Raw genomic sequence first — 15,397 nt, forward strand, 5'->3', positions numbered from 1 at the left:
CAGAGGCGTGGCGCAGTTGCGGGGTTTTTGGTGGCCGGCTATTCGGCGATCAGCTTGCACTCGATGTGCACGCCGGAGCGGACCGCCACCGCCAGCGCGTCCTGGAAGGTGCCGCAGTCGAGCAGATTGTCCTCGGACGAGCGGCGCCCGGAATACACGTTGATCAGCAACTGGGGCTGGCCCCGTTCGATCAGCTGCAGCTGCCCGGCATCGAAATTCACCGGCGCGAACGCGACCCTGCCGGCGCCTTCCAGTTCCAGTTTCCGCTCGTGCAGGCTCAGCCAGCCGTCGCCGGTGCCTGGAAGCTCGCGCTGTTGCGCCGCCACCGTCGGGTAGCCGAAATAGTCGGCGGAGACCACCACGCTTTCGCCGCCGGCCGCCAGCGCGCGCGCTGCCGCTTCGGACAGGGTCACCTCCACCTCGAAGCCGTTGTCGGCCCTGGCCGGTGCGGCCGCGCCGGCCGGCGCCCCGGCCTCGCCCGCGGGGGTGGGCGTGCGCTCGCAGCCGGTGGAGGCGGCGGCGGCGAGGGCAAGCATCAGCGTGGTGCGGGCGGAAGGCTTCATTGCGCGTCTCTGCCCGGCCCGGTCAGCGCGGCTTGGCGGGCAGCGGGAAGGGCGTGACCACCTTTTCGCCGGAGCCCGCGTCGCGGATCGCCGACTGGCCTTTCTTCTCGACCTCCTCGATGCGCAGGATGCACTGCATCGGCAGGTGCAGCACCCGGGTGCCGGCGAACTCGTCGCGCAGGCGCTCCTCGGTGGGATCCACCACCACGCCGTCGTGGACGTCGAACACCAGGTCCGCGACCTCGGTGAAGCCCCACAGGCTGCCGCTGTGCACGCGCCGCGCGTACAGCTCGTAGACCTTGCCGAGGTTGAGGAAGCTGACCTTGTAGAGCGGCTTGAGCATGGCGGCAGTATATTGCCTTCAGTACCCCTGGCGCCGCCGCAGCCGCCGCGCGATCGCGCCGCGCGAGGCCAGGGCGAACACCGCGCCGAACAGGAACCCGCCGACGTGCGCGGCCCAGGCGACCATGCCGAAGGCCGGGCCGATGTAGGCGAACACCACCTGCAGCAGCGCCCAGATCCCGATCAGCAGCGAGGCCGGGGCGCGCACGAACTCCAGGAACAGCCCCAGCGGCAGCACCACCCCCAGGCGCGCGCGCGGGAACAGCGCCAGGTAGGCGCCGATCAGCGCCGAGACCGCGCCGCTGGCGCCGATGATCAGCCGGTCCGGCGCGCCGATCGCCAGCGCCGCGACGAAGTTGGCGAACGCGCCGCCGAGCAGGAACAGGCCGAGGAAGCGCCAGGGCCCCATCGCCCGCTCGGCCGGCAGCCCGAAGATCAGCAGGAACACCAGGTTGCCGAGCAGGTGGGCCCAGTCGGCGTGCAGGAACAGCGCGCTCAGCAGGCGCAGCCAGCGCTCGGCCTCGGACCACGAGCGCAGCAGGTCGGTCGGCGCCAGGCCGCCGCTCAGCGCGCCCCATTCCAGCAGCAGGTCGTGCTGCATGCTGTCCGGGCGCATGCTCGCCCACAGGTAGGCCAGCCAGAGCAGGGCGCACAGCAGCGGGGTGGCCCAGCGGAAGCCCGGACGGGCGTGGGTGGGAATCGAGACGAACATGCCGGCGGCGCCTGCGGGAAGCCGCCACGATACCTGTTCAGCCTGGGCGGCGGCGGAATCGTGGCGCATGTCCCGTGACCACACGCCCGGGTACGGTTATAGTGCGCCCGGCGCCGCGGTCGGGAGGGCTTCCGATGCAGGGCACAGGGCCGGGACAAGGCCCTGGCATGTTGCGGCGCGTCAACCACGAAGTCATCGGAGACCACCCAGCAATGCAGACTCTTCCCCGCACCCTCTCCCTTTCCGTCCTGGCGCTCGGCGTGGCCGGCGCGCTGGCCTGCGCCGGCCAGGCGCACGCTTCCGCGTTCGAGCTGCGCGAGAACAGCGTCAAGGCCCAGGGCCGCGCCATGGCCGGCTCCGCCTCCGCCTGGGGCGACGCCTCGGTGGTGGTCAACAACCCGGCGATGATGTCGAGCTTCGAGCAGACCACCGTGCAGGGCGACGTCACCGCGATCGACCTGTCGTTCGAGTTCGAGGGCGGCGGCAGCGCCGCCGCGGGCAGCCCGCTGCAGCAGCCGCTGAGCGGCGGCGACGGCGGCGATGCCGGCGGCGTGACCCCGGTCCCGGCGATGTCCTTCATCCTGCCGCTCAGCGACCGCTTCGAGTACCTGACCCTGGGCGCGATGGTCAGCGCCCCGTTCGGCCTGAAGACCGAGTACGACTCCGACTGGGTCGGCCGCTACCACGCGGTCGAGTCCGACGTACGCATCGTCGACCTCACCCTGTCGGCCGCGGTCGAACTGAGCGACAACTTCTCGGTCGGCTTCGGTGCGGTGATCGAGCGCGCCGACGTCACCCTGTCCAACGCCATCGATTTCGGCAGCTCGCTGTGCGCCAACCCGGCCACCCAGCCGCTGTGCTTCCAGCCCGATCCGGTCACCGGCCCGTACGGCCCGCAGAAGAACGACGGCTTCGTCTCGATCGAGGGCGACGACACCAACATCGGCTGGGTCGGCGGCCTGAGCTTCCGCCCGGGCGAGCGCGTCTCGCTGGGTTACGCCTACCGCTCCGAGATCAAGCACGAGATCGACGGCCACGCCGACTTCACCGTGCCCTCGAACGTCGCGCCGATCCTGGCCGGCACCGGCCAGTTCGTCGACACCGGCGGCGGCGCGCGCCTGGTGCTGCCGAGCACCCACACCTTCAGCGGCAGCTGGCGGGTCAACGACCAGCTCACCCTGATGGCCGAGACCGCGCTGACCGGCTGGAGCTCGATGGAGGAAGTGCGCATCCAGTTCGAGAATCCCGCCCAGCCCGATTCGGTCGAGGACTACAACTGGCACGACAGCTGGTTCTACACCGTCGGCGCCGAGTACGCGCTCAACGACCGTTTCACCCTGCGCGGCGGCATCGGCCGCGACGAGTCGCCGATCGCGTTCCAGCACCGCACCCCGCGCATGCCCGACCAGGACCGCAACTGGTACGCGGTCGGCCTGAGCTGGGCGGCTTCCGACCAGATGGAGATCTCCGCGGCCTACACCCGCATCCAGATGGCCGACGATCCGGAAGTGGACCTGGTCTCGAGCAGCGGCTCGCGCCTGACCGGCACCTACGACGGCGGCGCCAACCTGTTCGGCGTCTCGGCGCAGTACCGGTTCTGATCCGCGCCACGACGCGTCGCAAAAAGGGCCCCGCTTCGGCGGGGCCTTTTTTTATCGCCGTGCCACCCGGGACTAGTCGCTCATGATGAAATGCGAGACTTCGACCGCCGCCGAAGCCCGCACCACCAGATCGAGGCCCATGTCGCTGGACCAGTACTCGCCCCTTTCGTCGATGGGCGGGTGGCACTCCATCGCAACTGCGGCCGACTCCGTCGGATACGTATCGACGAGGCGCAGATGGCCCTCCCGCTCGGTCGCCAGCACGTCCACGTCCGTAGCTCGGCCGCCATACCGGCGTTTCCGGGCTTCGATCACGAGAGGGCCCTCTCGGCGTACGACCGTGACGCTGCCCCGCACCAGCTCGATCCGGACCGAGTCGATGCCGGATTCCGCGTAGGTGGCCGACCATTGGACGGGGGCCGGGTGATCGAAGTCCGGTTCCGCATCCGATCCGTCGACCGAACCGGGAAAAAGCAGCGACAACGCGATAACGAGCGCGAGTAGTCTCATGCTGGCGGCCTCGCTACCGCCCCGGACCCGGTCACGACAGCTCTCCCGAAGCGTGTGGATCGATCGAGTAGGGAAAGACTTGGCCGAGGAACCGCGGCTGCGACCGGATGCGCCCCACCCAGGCGATTAAAGCCGGATAGCGCGACAGCTCGATCCCGGCCTCATCGGCGAGATGCGCGTAGGCGAACACCGCGATATCGGCGACCGAATACGCCCCATCCACCAGAAACGGCGTGGCGGCCAGGTGGGCGTCGAGCACGTCCAGCGCACGCCGGGCTCCCGCGCGCTTCATGGCAACGAGTTCCGCGGGGCGTTGCTCGAGCTTTCCGGTCAGGGCCCAGTACCTGAGCGAGCCGATCGTGTTCTGAACGTAGTCGATCTCGAACGACATCCACTGCGCCACCTTGGCACGCAGAAACCTGTCTTCGGGCAGGTATGCCGTGCCCTCGGCCAGGTAGGCGAGGATCGCGTTCGACTCGGAAAGCACCCGTCCATCGTCGAGCCGGACCGCGGGCACCGCGCCGGTGGGGTTGATCGCGCGATACTCTGGCGCTCGCCCCGCGCCTTCGAAGATGCTGACCAGCCGGGTCCGGTGCGGTATCTGCGCCTGCGAAAGCAGCAGGCGCACCTTGTAGCCGTTCTGCGACGGCAGATAGTCGTACAGGGTCAGCATGGCGATCCTCGCGCGTAAAAGCGGCGATCTTCCGGTCCTCCCTGGCTTGTGCATATCCGGATCTTGCGCTGCAATCCCGGTGGAGGATTGCCGAGCAAGGATCGGGGAGCGTGCCGGAAGGCTCGGGGCTAAGGTGGATGCAGGTTGATCGGGAGATACCGCATGCCATCCGGACATCTTGACCTGCCCGCCTGCTGGGCGGCCCTGAAACGGCGCGATTCGAGTGCTGACGGCACGTTCGTCTACTCGGTTCGCACGACCGGCGTCTACTGCCGCCCATCGTGCTCTGCGCGCGCTGCGCGACCGGAGAACATCGCGTTCCACGCCAGCTGCGAGGCCGCCGAGCGCGCCGGTTTCAGGCCGTGCCGGCGCTGCGTGCCGAACGGTCCTTCGCGGAGCGAGAAGAATGCGCAGGCGGCGGTCGCTGCGTGCCGGCTGATCGAGCAGAGCGAATCGCCCCTTCCGCTGGCGCAACTCGCGGATTCGGTGGGGATGAGCCCCTACCACTTTCACCGGGTCTTCAAGGCCGTCACCGGAGTGACGCCGCGGGCATATGCGGCGGCCCAGCGCTCGCGGCGCATGCGCCAGGCGCTGCCCACCGCCCCGAGCGTGACCGCTGCGGCGTACGACGCGGGTTTCGGTTCAAGTGGCCGCTTCTACGAGGCCGCGCCCGCGGTGCTGGGCATGTCGCCTGGACGGTTCAGGGCCGGCGGCGCGGGGGCGCGCATCCGCTTCGCCGTGGGGGAATGCTCGCTCGGCTCGATCATCGTGGCCGCAACCGACATCGGCGTCTGCGCGATCTTTCTCGGCGACGATCCGCAGGCGCTGGTGGAGGATCTCCAGAAGCGCTTTCCCAGAGCCGAACTCGTCGGTGCGGACGCGGATTTCGAGCAGACCACGGCAGCAGCGATAGCGCTCGTGGAATCGCCCGGTTCCAGGTTCGACCTGCCGCTGGACATCCAGGGGACGGCGTTCCAGCAGCGCGTATGGCAGGCGTTGCGCACGGTCGGCGCAGGCAGGACCGCAAGCTATGCGGAGATCGCCGCTGCGATCGGCCAGCCGAAGGCGGTGCGCGCGGTCGCGCAGGCCTGCGGAGCCAATCCGATCGCGGTGGCGATTCCCTGTCATCGGGTCGTGCGTCGGGATGGTGCGCTCTCGGGGTATCGCTGGGGCGTCGATCGCAAGCACGCTCTGCTCGAACGCGAGGGCACGCCGCGTGAGCAGTGACGCGTTGGCAGGGTACGACTGGAGCAGCGTGGAGGCGGATCTCGAGTCCGAGGGATGGGCGCAGCTGCCTGGGCTGCTGGGCCCGCCGGCGTGCCGGGACATCGCCTCCCGGTACGGCGACGAGGAAGGCTTCCGCTCGCGGGTGGTGATGCACCGGCACGGGTTCGGCCGCGGCGAGTACCGCTACTTCGCCTATCCGCTGCCGGAACAGGTCGAGGCGTTGCGGGCCCGGCTGTACGGATTGCTGCGGCCGCTGGCGAACGGCTGGAACGAGCGCCTAGGATCGGGCGTTCGATATCCGCAGAAGCACGCGGAGTTCCTCGCGCGGTGCCATGCAGCGGGGCAGGCCCGGCCCACGCCACTGCTCCTGCGATACGGGCCGGGAGACTACAACCGCCTCCATCAGGACCTCTACGGCGAGCACGTGTTCCCGATCCAGGTGGCGGTGCTGCTGTCGGAGCCCGGAAGCGGCTTCACCGGCGGCGAATTCGTGCTGACCGAGCAGCGCCCGCGCATGCAGTCGCGTGCGACCGTGGTGCCCTTGCGGCAAGGCGATGCGGTGGCGTTCGCCGTGAACGAGCGGCCGGTGCCAGGGGCGCGGGGCGACTACCGCGTGAAGATGCGACACGGTGTGAGCGCCGTCGTCAGTGGAACCCGGTATGCAATGGGCATCATCCTGCACGACGCCGCCTGATGCAAAGGCGAGCGCGTGGGAATCGATCCGCTGTAGCACGGGGCGGCGAGGGCGCCGCGCGGGCGGCGAGTCCGTCCAGCAGGCGGGTCACCCCGAGAGGGCGTCGAGCAGCGCCGCCCACAGCGGCAGCGTCGCCAGCGACAGCAGGATGCCGTAGGCGACCAGCGCCGCGGCCAGGCGCGGAGCGAGGCCGTGGGAGATCGCAAGCGCGGCGGCGGTGATCATGGTCGGCATCGCCGACTCGAGCACGTTGGCCTGCAGCATTTTCCCTTGCATGCCGAACAACAGCGACAGCGGCAGCGCCAGCGCCGGCATCGCCAGCAGTTTCAGCGCCAGGCCGGTGGCGAGCGGCTTCAGTTCATCGCGCGGGATCTTCAGCCGGATCGACAGGCCCACGGCCAGCATCACCAGCGGCAGCATCGCGTCGGCCAGGCGCTGCAGGCCCTGGGCGATCCAGGCCGGCGGCTGTTCCGGCATCAGGGTCAGGCCGAACGCCAGCGCCCACAGCGGCGGGAAGCGCACGATGCGCAGGCCGATCTCGCGCCCCGATGGCGGCGCGTCGCCGCTGAAGCGGGCGATCACGTACAGGCCGAAAGTCGACAGCAGCACGAAGGTGCCGAACTGGTCGTAGACCACCGCGTAGGGCAGCGCGTCGTCGCCGAGCAGGGCGCGGATCATCGGATAGCCGATGAAGCTGCTGTTGCCCAGCGCCACGCACAGCAGCACCACGCCCAGCTCGTCGCGGCGAAACTCCAGCCAGCGGGCCAGTGGCAGCACAAGCGCGACCGTGGCGACCGCCAGCAGCCAGGGCGTGGCGGCCAGGCCGAGCAGCGCCGGCTCGAAGTCCAGCCGCGGCACGTACAGCAGCACCGCCGCCGGCAGACAGACGTACAGCACCACCAGGTTGAGCGACTCCGCGGCCGCATCGGGGAACAGCCGCAGGCGTGCGAACAGCATGCCCAGCGCGAGCATGGCGAGGATCAGTGCGAAGGCGTCGAAGGCCATGCGGAAAACGGTCGCGAAATGGCCTTCATCTTAGAGCGGCGGCCCGGCGACCGTCCGCATCGACAACTGATCTGCGACGCGCTGCCGCCTCCGCGGGTTCGCGACCACGGGTGCGGCTGGCACCAGTGATCGTGACCTCCGTCGCTCCCGCCCGGCGCCCGGGTCGAGGTGAAAACGGCGCCGCTGCGCCCAGCGCAGCGCGGCTCAGTCCTCCAGCGTCAGCAGCGAGGCGTTGCCGCCGGCCGCCGTGGTGTTGATGGTCACCGCCTTCTCGGTGGCGAAGCGCGGCAGGTAGTGCGGGCCGCCGGCCTTGGGGCCGGTGCCGGACAGGCCCTGGCCGCCGAACGGCTGCACTCCCACCACCGCGCCGATCTGGTTGCGATTGACGTAGACGTTGCCCACCCGCACCTGCGAGGCGATCCGCTCGACCGTCTCGTCGATGCGCGAGTGGATGCCCAGGGTCAGGCCGTAGCCGGTGGAATTGATCGCCGCGATCACCTTGTCCAGCTCGCTGGCCTTCCAGCGGATCACGTGCAGCGCCGGGCCGAACTTCTCGTCCTCCAGCTGATCGAGGGATTTCAGCTCCCAGGCGCGCGGCAGGAAGAAGGTGCCGTGGGCGAGGTGCTCGCCGCCCGGGGCCTCGGCGATCAGCCGCGCCTCGGTGGCCATGCGCGCGGCATGTTCGTCGAGCATCTTCACCGCATCGGTGTCGATCACCGGGCCGACGTCGGTCGACAGCAGCGCCGGGTCGCCGACTTGCAGCTCGGCCATGGCGCCGGCCAGCATCTCGATCACCCGCTCGGCCACGTCGTCCTGGACGAACAGGATCCGCGCCGCCGAGCAGCGCTGCCCCGCCGAGGTGAACGCCGAGCCCAGCACGTCCTTGACCAGCTGCTCGGGCAGCGCCGAGGAGTCGGCGATCAGCGCGTTCTGGCCGCCGGTCTCGGCGATCAGCACGCCGATCGGCGCGTCGCGCTGGGCCATCGCGCGGTTGATCGCGCGCGCGGTGAAGGTGGAGCCGGTGAAGGCGATGCCCGCCACCCGCGGATCCTTGGTGAGCGCGGCGCCCACGGTGGCGCCGTCGCCGGGCAGGAACTGCAGCACCTCGCGCGGAATGCCGGCCTCGTGCAGCAGTTGCACCGCGTAGTAGCCCACCAGGCTGGTCTGCTCGGCGGGCTTGGCGATCACGCTGTTGCCGGCCGCCAGTGCCGCGGCCACCTGGCCGGCGAAGATCGCCAGCGGGAAGTTCCACGGGCTGATGCAGACGAACACGCCGCGGCCGGCATGCTGCAGGGTGTTGGTCTCGCCGGTGGGGCCGGGCAGCGGTTCGGGCACGAACAGCTTGCGCGCCTGGCCGGCGTAGTAGCGCAGGAAGTCGACCGCCTCGCGCACTTCGGCCACGCCGTCGGGAATGGTCTTGCCCGCCTCCCTGGTGCACAAGGCGATGAACTGCGCCATGCGCGATTCCAGCAGCTCGGCGGCGTGTTCCAGGATCGCCGCGCGCGAGCTGGCCGGGGTGGCGNGCCGGGCTGGGACGCCACCGCGTTGACCAGCGCGCGTTCCACCGTGGCCTCGTCGGCCGCCCGCCATCGGCCCACGCGCTGGCGCCGGTCGGCCGGGTTGGTGACCTCGATCTCCGGGCCGGACGGCCGGGCGCCCGGCACCAGCGGCGCCGCGCGCCAGCCCTCCTCGGCAGCCCCGGCCACTGCCGCGTCCACCTGCTCGGCCAGCCGCCGCAGCCGGTCGTCGTTGGCGAGGTTGAGGCCCATGGAATTGCTCCTGTGGTGGCCCTGGCTGCGGAACAGGTCGATCGGCAGCGGAATCCGGGGGTGGGGAAGGCAGTCGTATGCGGCGACGGTCTCGAGCGGGTCGCGGATGAGGTCCTCGACCGGCACGTCCTCGTCGCTGATGCGGTTGACGAAGCTGGAGTTGGCGCCGTTCTCGAGCAGCCTGCGGACCAGGTAGGGCAGCAGATCCTCGTGGCTGCCGACCGGGGCGTAGACCCGGCATGGCACGCCCATGCGCTCGGGCGGGATCACCTCGGCGTAGAGGTCGTCGCCCATGCCGTGCAGCTTCTGGAACTCGTACGGCGCCGGCTGTGCGCGCAACGCACCGGGCAGGTACAGCCGCGCCATCCGCTGCACCGCGCAGATGGTGTGGGCATTGTGGGTTGCGAACATCGGGTAGACCGCGTCGGCGGCCTCCAGCATGCGCCGCGCGCAGGCGAGGTAGGACACGTCGGTGCTGGGCTTGCGGGTGAACACCGGGTAGCCCTCGTGGCCTTCCACCTGGGCGCGCTTGATCTCGCTGTCCCAGTAGGCGCCCTTGACCAGGCGCAGCGGAATCCGCCGGCCGTGGCGCCGGGCCAGGTCGACGACGAAATCGATCACCGCCGGAGCGCGCTTCTGATAGGCCTGTACCGCCAGACCATAGCCTTCCCAGCCGTCCAACGACGGATCGGCATAGGCGGCGGCGATCACGTCCAGCGACAGCTCCAGGCGCTCGGATTCCTCGGCGTCGACGGTGAAGCCGATGCCCTGGGCGCGGGCGCGCTGCGCCAGTTCCAGGACCCGTGGCGCCAGCTCGTCGAGCACCCTGCGGCGCTTGGCGTGCTCGTAGCGCGGGTGCAGCGCCGAGAGCTTCACCGAGATCGACGGCGCCGCGAACGGATCGCCGCCGGCGTAGCTGCCGCCCGGGCCGCCGCGGCCGATGGCGTCGATGGCGCCGTGGTAGGCGCGCAGATAGCGCTGCGCGTCCTTCTCGGTCAGCGCGGCCTCGCCGAGCATGTCGAACGAATAGCGGTACGCGGCGTTGCGGCCCTTGCGGCCGCGCGCCAGCGCCTCGTCGATGGTGCGGCCCATCACGAACTGGTGGCCCATGATCCGCATCGCCTGGCGCACCGCCAGGCGGATCACCGGCTCGCCGACCCGGCCCACCACGCGCTTGAAGGCGTTGTGCACGTCGCGCCTGGTCTCGTCGGCCAGGTCCACCAGGTGCCCGGTCAGCATCAGCCCCCAGGTGGAAGCGTTCACCAGCACCGATTCGGAGCGGCCCATGTGCCGCTTCCAGTCGGCCTCGCCGAGCTTGTCGCGGATCAGCTTGTCGGTGGTCTCCTGGTCGGGGATGCGCAGCAGCGCCTCGGCCACGCACATCAGCAGCACCCCTTCCTCGCTGCCGAGGTCGTACTGCTGCATGAACGCCTCGATCGCGCCCTGGTCGCGCGCCCGGGCCCGCACCCGCCGCACCAGGTCGGCGGCCGCGGCCTGCACCTCGGCAGCGTCCTCCCCCGGCAGCCGCGCCCGCGCGAGCAGCTCGCGCAGGTGCGCGGTCTCGTCCGGCGACCAGCTGGCGGTGATCGCGGCCCGCGCCGGCGGCGGCGGGTCGGGCAGTTCCGGAGAAAGGATGGTGGGCACGGGGCACCGGGGTCGGGCGAAGCCCGCGATTCTAGGGCCTGCCGCTCCGCCGGGACAGGGTGCCCGGGGGCGGCGCTGAAGCCATTCAGTCGGGAACGGCGCGGTCCCGCGACTTGCCCGCAAATGCCTGCCGCAGCTACCATTTGCGGGTTAACCGCAGCCCGCCACCGCGCCATGCTGCCCCAGGGTCCCCCGGGGCGAGGGCCCGGTTCGCGCTCCCGCCAGCCAACAGCAGACGCCAACGAGGCATTCGGGGTTCCAAAGTGATGCAAGCCGGTCGTTTCAAGCAATGGGCCCTGGGTCTCGCCGCGATGGCGCTGTCCACGGGAGCGCTCGCGCAATCCGCCGATCCCCAGCGGTGGCAGCTGAACATGGGGCGCGGCGTGACCGCCACCTCGCAGAACGCCTACGAGGCGCACATGTTCGTGCTCTGGGTCTGCGTGGTCATCGGCGTCATCGTGTTCGGCGCGATGGCGGTGGCGATGTTCAGGTTCCGCAAGTCCAAGGGCGCGGTCGCGGCGCAGTTCAGCCACAACACCACCGCCGAGGTGATCTGGACCATCGTGCCGATCGTCATCCTGGTGGTGATGGCGGTGCCCGCCACCAGCAAGCTGATCGCCATGTACGACGTGCGCGACTCGGAGATGACCGTCAAGGTCACCGGCTACCAGTGGATGTGGGCCTACGAGTACCTCGGCGAGGACGTGGCCTTCACCAGCCGCATGGACCGCGACAGCGACCGCCTGCGCCAGAACCGCGCCACCACCCGCGCCGAGCTCGACGCCCACCCGGCGTACCTGCTCGAGGTCGACAACGAGCTGGTGCTGCCGGTCGACACCAAGGTGCGCTTCGTGGTGACCGCCGACGACGTGATCCACTCCTGGTGGGTGCCGGCGCTGGGCTGGAAACAGGACGCGATCCCGGGCCTGGTCAACGAGGCCTGGACAGAGATCCGCGAGCCGGGCGTCTACCGCGGCCAGTGCGCCGAGCTGTGCGGCAAGGACCATGCGTTCATGCCGATCGTGGTGCGTGCGGTGCCGCGCGACGAGTTCGACGCCTGGCTGGCCGCGCGCAAGGCCGACTCGGCGCCGCAGGAGCCCTCGGTGATCGACGAGGAAGGCAGCGGTACCGCGCCGCGCGGCGTCGACCCCGACATGATCGAGGACGCGGCCGAGGGCGAGGAGCCCGCGCTGCAGACCGGCATCGCCCCCGCCGCCGCGACCCCCGCGGCCTGATCGACCCTACCGCAAGCTTTCCAGGCAGACGCCATGTCCACGCATACCGCAACCGCAGGCCACCACCAGACGACCGACGAACACGGCCACAAGCAGGGCTTCGTCGAACGCTGGCTGTTCTCGACCAACCACAAGGACATCGGCACGCTGTACCTGCTGTTCTCCTTCATGATGTTCGTCATCGGGGCGGCGATGAGCGTGATCATCCGCACCGAGCTGGCGGTGCCCGGGCTGCAGCACGTCGATCCGGAATTCTTCAACCAGATGACCACCATGCACGCGCTGGTGATGATCTTCGGCGGCGTCATGCCGGCCTTCGTCGGCCTGGCCAACTGGATGATCCCGCTGCAGATCGGCGCGCCGGACATGGCGCTGCCGCGCATGAACAACTGGTCGTTCTGGATCCTGCCGTTCGCGTTCACCATGCTGCTGCTGACCCTGTTCCTGCCCGGCGGCGGCCCGGCCAGCGGCTGGACCCTGTACCCGCCGCTCAGCCTGCAGGGCGGCAACAGCGTGGCCTTCACCATCTTCGCCATCCACATGATGGGCATCAGCTCGATCATGGGCGCGATCAACGTCATCGCCACGATCCTCAACATGCGCGCGCCGGGCATCGACCTGCTGAAGATGCCGATCTTCTGCTGGGCCTGGCTGATCACCGCGTTCCTGCTGATCGCGGTGATGCCGGTGCTGGCCGGCGCGGTGACGATGCTGCTCACCGACAAGTTCTTCGGCACCAGCTTCTTCTTCGCCGCCGGCGGCGGCGACCCGGTGATGTACCAGCACATCTTCTGGTTCTTCGGCCATCCCGAGGTCTACATCATGATCCTGCCGGCGTTCGGGATCGTCTCGGAGATCCTGCCGACCTTCAGCCGCAAGCCGCTGTTCGGCTACCAGGCGATGGTCTACGCCACCGCGGCGATCGCGTTCCTGTCGTTCATCGTCTGGGCGCACCACATGTTCACGGTAGGCATGCCGCTGGGCGGCGAGATCTACTTCATGTTCGCCACCATGCTGATCGCCATTCCCACCGGGGTGAAGGTGTTCAACTGGGTCAGCACCATGTGGCGGGGCTCGCTGAGCTTCGAATCGCCGATGCTTTGGTCGATCGCCTTCGTGATCCTGTTCACCATCGGCGGCTTTTCGGGGCTGATGCTGGCGATCGTGCCGGCTGACTTCCAGTACCACGACACATACTTCGTGGTCGCGCACTTCCACTACGTGCTGGTCACCGGCGCGCTGTTCGCGATCATCGCCGCGGTCTACTACTGGTGGCCGAAGTGGACGGGGCGGATGTACAACGAGACCTGGGCGAAGGTCCATTTCTGGTGGTCGATGGTGTTCGTGAACCTGCTGTTCTTCCCGCAGCACTTCCTCGGCCTGGCGGGCATGCCGCGCCGCATTCCCGACTACAACGTGGTGTTCGCCGACTGGAACCTGATCAGCTCGATCGGCGCCTTCGGCATGTTCGTCACCCCGTTCATGATGTTCGCGATCCTGTTCCATTCGCTCAAGCGCGGCGCCCCGGCGGCGGCACGGGCGTGGGAGGCCGCGCGCGGCCTGGAGTGGACGGTGCCGTCGCCCGCGCCGCACCACACCTTCGGCGTGCCGCCGGTGATCCGCGACGGCGACCTGGCGCACGGCGATTTCGAGCACCTCGACTACGACGAGACCAGCGCGCATCTCGACACCGCGGGCCGCAGCAATGACCGGGAAGCCTGACGCCCGGCCACCGGCGAACGATCCGGTCGTGGCCGGGCGGCGCCGGGCGCGCCGTACCGCGCTGGCGGTCGGCGCGATCGCGGTGGCGATCTACGTCGTGTTCATCCTGTCCGGAGCGCTGGGGCGATGAAGGCGCAGCGCGACGTGATCAAGCTGGTGGCGATCTCGGTGGCGGCGTTCGCATTCACCTTCTCGCTGGTGCCGGTCTACCGGATCGCCTGCGAGAAGGTGTTCGGCATTCGCCTCGACGGCTCCGCTGCGGCCGCGGAGCCTGCCGGCGCCGCACAGCCGGTGCCCGGCCGCGTGGTGACGGTGGAATTCGACGCCAGCGTCAATTCCAAGCTGCCGTGGTCGTTCCGGCCCAACCAGGCGCGCATGCAGGTGCGGGTGGGCGAGATCCACGAAGCCACCTATTACGCCCACAACGACGGCGGGCGCGCGATCGTCGGCAGCGCCACGCCGTCGGTGGCCCCGGCGCGCGCGTCCGGGTACTTCCAGAAGACCGAGTGCTTCTGCTTCACCGCGCAGACCCTGGAAGCCGGCGAGACCCGCGACATGCCGGTGCGCTTCATCATCGATCCCGCGCTCCCGCCGGACGTCTCCACCGTCACGCTTTCCTACACCTTCTTCAAGAACGACGTCGCCACAGAGCGCCTGGCGCGCTCCCGGGGCGACGCCGCGCCCGTGCTGGCGGCGCGCTGAACCCCATCAACCGCATCACCGACCGGACCACGACCATGGCACAAGCACACGCCCACCCCACCGACGCGAACGTCTACTTCGTGCCGCACGGCAGCCGCTGGCCGGTCTTCGCCTCGGTGTTCCTGTTCGTGGCCATGTTCGGATTGGCGAGCTGGTTCAACGACGCGGGCTGGGGATCGACGGTGTTCTACGTGGGCCTGGCCGGGCTGGCGGCGATCCTGTTCAAGTGGTTCGCCGACGTGATCCTCGAGTCGGTGTCGGGCTATTACAACAAGCAGGTCGACACCTCGTTCCGGATGGGGATGATGTGGTTCATCTTCTCCGAGGTGATGTTCTTCGCGGCGTTCTTCGGCGCGCTGTTCTACGCGCGTACGCTGGCGTTGCCGTGGCTGGGCGGCGAGGGCGTCAAGGGCGTGGCGACCAACACCTACCTGTGGGAAGGCTTCAGTTCCGCGTGGCCGACCAGCGGGCCGGGCCAGGTGGGCGGAGACTTCCAGACCATTCCGGCCTGGGGTCTGCCGCTGCTCAATACCCTGATCCTGCTGACCTCGGGGATCACCGTCACGATCGCCCATCACGCCCTCAAGGCGGGCCAGCGCACCCGGCTGCTGGTGTTCCTGGGGCTGACCGTGCTGCTCGGCGCGCTGTTCCTGTTCTTCCAGGCGGAGGAGTACATCCACGCCTACCGGGACCTCAACCTGACCCTCGGCTCCGGCATCTACGGCTCGACTTTCTTCATGCTCACCGGCTTCCACGGCGCCCACGTCACCCTGGGCACCATCATGTTGCTGGTGATCTGGTTCCGCTGCCTCAAGGGCCACTTCACCAAGGAGAACCATTTCGCCTTCGAAGCGGTCGCCTGGTACTGGCATTTCGTCGACGTGGTGTGGCTGGGGCTGTTCCTGTTCGTGTACGTGCTATGAGGGCGGTGATCCGGGATTCGTGATGGGTGATTCGCAAAAGCGGCAACACCCGATCGGATCCTCGCGCCGGCCGAC

Annotated in this window: 13 protein-coding genes and 2 pseudogenes; 8 read left to right on the forward strand and 7 right to left on the reverse strand. The window is 69.4% G+C overall.

Features of this window, described 5'->3' with window-relative positions; genetic code table 11:
* Positions 1-38: 38 nt before the first annotated feature.
* Genes QFW77_RS16390 through QFW77_RS16400 form a run of 3 tightly spaced genes read right to left on the reverse strand, consistent with a single transcriptional unit; the run spans position 39 to position 1,617 of the window.
* Positions 39-563, reverse strand: a complete 525-nt coding sequence (locus QFW77_RS16390) for a hypothetical protein (protein WP_280575890.1) — start codon at positions 561-563, stop codon at positions 39-41.
* Positions 564-585: 22 nt separating this feature from the next.
* A complete protein-coding gene (locus QFW77_RS16395) occupies positions 586-906 on the reverse strand; it encodes a DUF1820 family protein (protein WP_280575891.1) in 321 nt (106 codons plus the stop codon).
* 18 nt (positions 907-924) lie between these two features.
* Positions 925-1,617 (reverse strand): rhomboid family intramembrane serine protease, encoded by a 693-nt coding sequence (locus tag QFW77_RS16400; protein WP_280576127.1) that lies wholly within the window; start codon positions 1,615-1,617, stop codon positions 925-927.
* A gap of 212 nt (positions 1,618-1,829) precedes the next feature.
* On the opposite strand from QFW77_RS16400, the gene QFW77_RS16405 reads away from it, so the two are divergent.
* On the forward strand, positions 1,830-3,218 hold the full coding sequence (locus QFW77_RS16405; protein ID WP_280575892.1) for an OmpP1/FadL family transporter: 1,389 nt from the start codon (positions 1,830-1,832) through the stop codon (positions 3,216-3,218).
* Between the two features lie 72 nt (positions 3,219-3,290).
* Here the strand turns inward: QFW77_RS16405 and QFW77_RS16410 are convergent, their stop codons facing one another.
* Both QFW77_RS16410 and QFW77_RS16415 read right to left on the reverse strand, forming a co-directional pair.
* Entirely contained in the window at positions 3,291-3,728 is a 438-nt protein-coding gene (locus QFW77_RS16410) for a hypothetical protein (RefSeq protein WP_280575893.1), read from the reverse strand.
* 31 nt (positions 3,729-3,759) lie between these two features.
* Positions 3,760-4,401 carry a glutathione S-transferase family protein gene (locus tag QFW77_RS16415; protein WP_280575894.1) on the reverse strand — a complete coding sequence of 214 codons (642 nt, stop codon included), beginning with the start codon at positions 4,399-4,401 and terminating at the stop codon, positions 3,760-3,762.
* Between the two features lie 162 nt (positions 4,402-4,563).
* Between QFW77_RS16415 and ada the strand changes: the two genes are divergently transcribed.
* The gene (ada, locus tag QFW77_RS16420) at positions 4,564-5,628 is read left to right on the forward strand and encodes a bifunctional DNA-binding transcriptional regulator/O6-methylguanine-DNA methyltransferase Ada (protein ID WP_280575895.1); all 1,065 of its coding nucleotides are present in this window, start codon (positions 4,564-4,566) and stop codon (positions 5,626-5,628) included.
* Positions 5,618-6,322: a 2OG-Fe(II) oxygenase gene (locus tag QFW77_RS16425; RefSeq protein WP_280575896.1), complete on the forward strand. Its 705-nt coding sequence runs from the start codon at positions 5,618-5,620 to the stop codon at positions 6,320-6,322. Before ada ends, QFW77_RS16425 begins: the two co-directional genes overlap by 11 nt.
* A gap of 87 nt (positions 6,323-6,409) precedes the next feature.
* Here QFW77_RS16425 and QFW77_RS16430 read toward each other — a convergent pair whose 3' ends face one another.
* Positions 6,410-7,327 carry an AEC family transporter gene (locus QFW77_RS16430; protein ID WP_280575897.1) on the reverse strand — a complete coding sequence of 306 codons (918 nt, stop codon included), beginning with the start codon at positions 7,325-7,327 and terminating at the stop codon, positions 6,410-6,412.
* Positions 7,328-7,531: 204 nt separating this feature from the next.
* A pseudogene (gene putA, locus QFW77_RS16435) lies at positions 7,532-10,740 on the reverse strand (bifunctional proline dehydrogenase/L-glutamate gamma-semialdehyde dehydrogenase PutA).
* A 266-nt stretch (positions 10,741-11,006) separates the two neighbouring features.
* On the opposite strand from putA, the gene coxB reads away from it, so the two are divergent.
* The 5 genes and pseudogenes from coxB (at position 11,007) to QFW77_RS16460 (ending at position 15,322) form a co-directional block, all read left to right on the forward strand.
* A complete protein-coding gene (gene coxB, locus QFW77_RS16440) occupies positions 11,007-11,975 on the forward strand; it encodes a cytochrome c oxidase subunit II (RefSeq protein WP_331487969.1) in 969 nt (322 codons plus the stop codon).
* Between the two features lie 33 nt (positions 11,976-12,008).
* Positions 12,009-13,631: pseudogene (gene ctaD / locus QFW77_RS16445) on the forward strand (cytochrome c oxidase subunit I); the annotation flags it as partial.
* Positions 13,632-13,680: 49 nt separating this feature from the next.
* Complete coding sequence (locus tag QFW77_RS16450; protein ID WP_280575898.1) at positions 13,681-13,827, forward strand: hypothetical protein; 147 nt, start codon at positions 13,681-13,683, stop codon at positions 13,825-13,827.
* A complete protein-coding gene (locus QFW77_RS16455; protein WP_280575899.1) occupies positions 13,824-14,399 on the forward strand; it encodes a cytochrome c oxidase assembly protein in 576 nt (191 codons plus the stop codon). Before QFW77_RS16450 ends, QFW77_RS16455 begins: the two co-directional genes overlap by 4 nt.
* 35 nt (positions 14,400-14,434) lie before the next feature.
* The gene (locus QFW77_RS16460; RefSeq protein WP_280575900.1) at positions 14,435-15,322 is read left to right on the forward strand and encodes a cytochrome c oxidase subunit 3; all 888 of its coding nucleotides are present in this window, start codon (positions 14,435-14,437) and stop codon (positions 15,320-15,322) included.
* Positions 15,323-15,397 lie beyond the last annotated feature (75 nt).

The sequence above is a fragment of the Luteimonas endophytica genome, from assembly GCF_029887875.1.
Taxonomy (GTDB): domain Bacteria; phylum Pseudomonadota; class Gammaproteobacteria; order Xanthomonadales; family Xanthomonadaceae; genus Luteimonas; species Luteimonas endophytica.

Bases quoted from the DNA above. Each gene is read 5' to 3' on its own strand.
- QFW77_RS16430 (WP_280575897.1), bottom strand. From the start codon at position 7,327: ATGGCCTTCGACGCCTTCGCACTGATCCTCGCCATGCTCGCGCTGGGC.
- QFW77_RS16450 (WP_280575898.1), top strand. From the start codon at position 13,681: ATGACCGGGAAGCCTGACGCCCGGCCACCGGCGAACGATCCGGTCGTG.
- QFW77_RS16405 (WP_280575892.1), top strand. From the start codon at position 1,830: ATGCAGACTCTTCCCCGCACCCTCTCCCTTTCCGTCCTGGCGCTCGGC.
- ada (WP_280575895.1), top strand. From the start codon at position 4,564: ATGCCATCCGGACATCTTGACCTGCCCGCCTGCTGGGCGGCCCTGAAA.
- QFW77_RS16460 (WP_280575900.1), top strand. From the start codon at position 14,435: ATGGCACAAGCACACGCCCACCCCACCGACGCGAACGTCTACTTCGTG.
- coxB (WP_331487969.1), top strand. From the start codon at position 11,007: ATGCAAGCCGGTCGTTTCAAGCAATGGGCCCTGGGTCTCGCCGCGATG.
- QFW77_RS16455 (WP_280575899.1), top strand. From the start codon at position 13,824: ATGAAGGCGCAGCGCGACGTGATCAAGCTGGTGGCGATCTCGGTGGCG.
- QFW77_RS16410 (WP_280575893.1), bottom strand. From the start codon at position 3,728: ATGAGACTACTCGCGCTCGTTATCGCGTTGTCGCTGCTTTTTCCCGGT.
- QFW77_RS16400 (WP_280576127.1), bottom strand. From the start codon at position 1,617: ATGTTCGTCTCGATTCCCACCCACGCCCGTCCGGGCTTCCGCTGGGCC.
- QFW77_RS16390 (WP_280575890.1), bottom strand. From the start codon at position 563: ATGAAGCCTTCCGCCCGCACCACGCTGATGCTTGCCCTCGCCGCCGCC.
- QFW77_RS16395 (WP_280575891.1), bottom strand. From the start codon at position 906: ATGCTCAAGCCGCTCTACAAGGTCAGCTTCCTCAACCTCGGCAAGGTC.
- QFW77_RS16415 (WP_280575894.1), bottom strand. From the start codon at position 4,401: ATGCTGACCCTGTACGACTATCTGCCGTCGCAGAACGGCTACAAGGTG.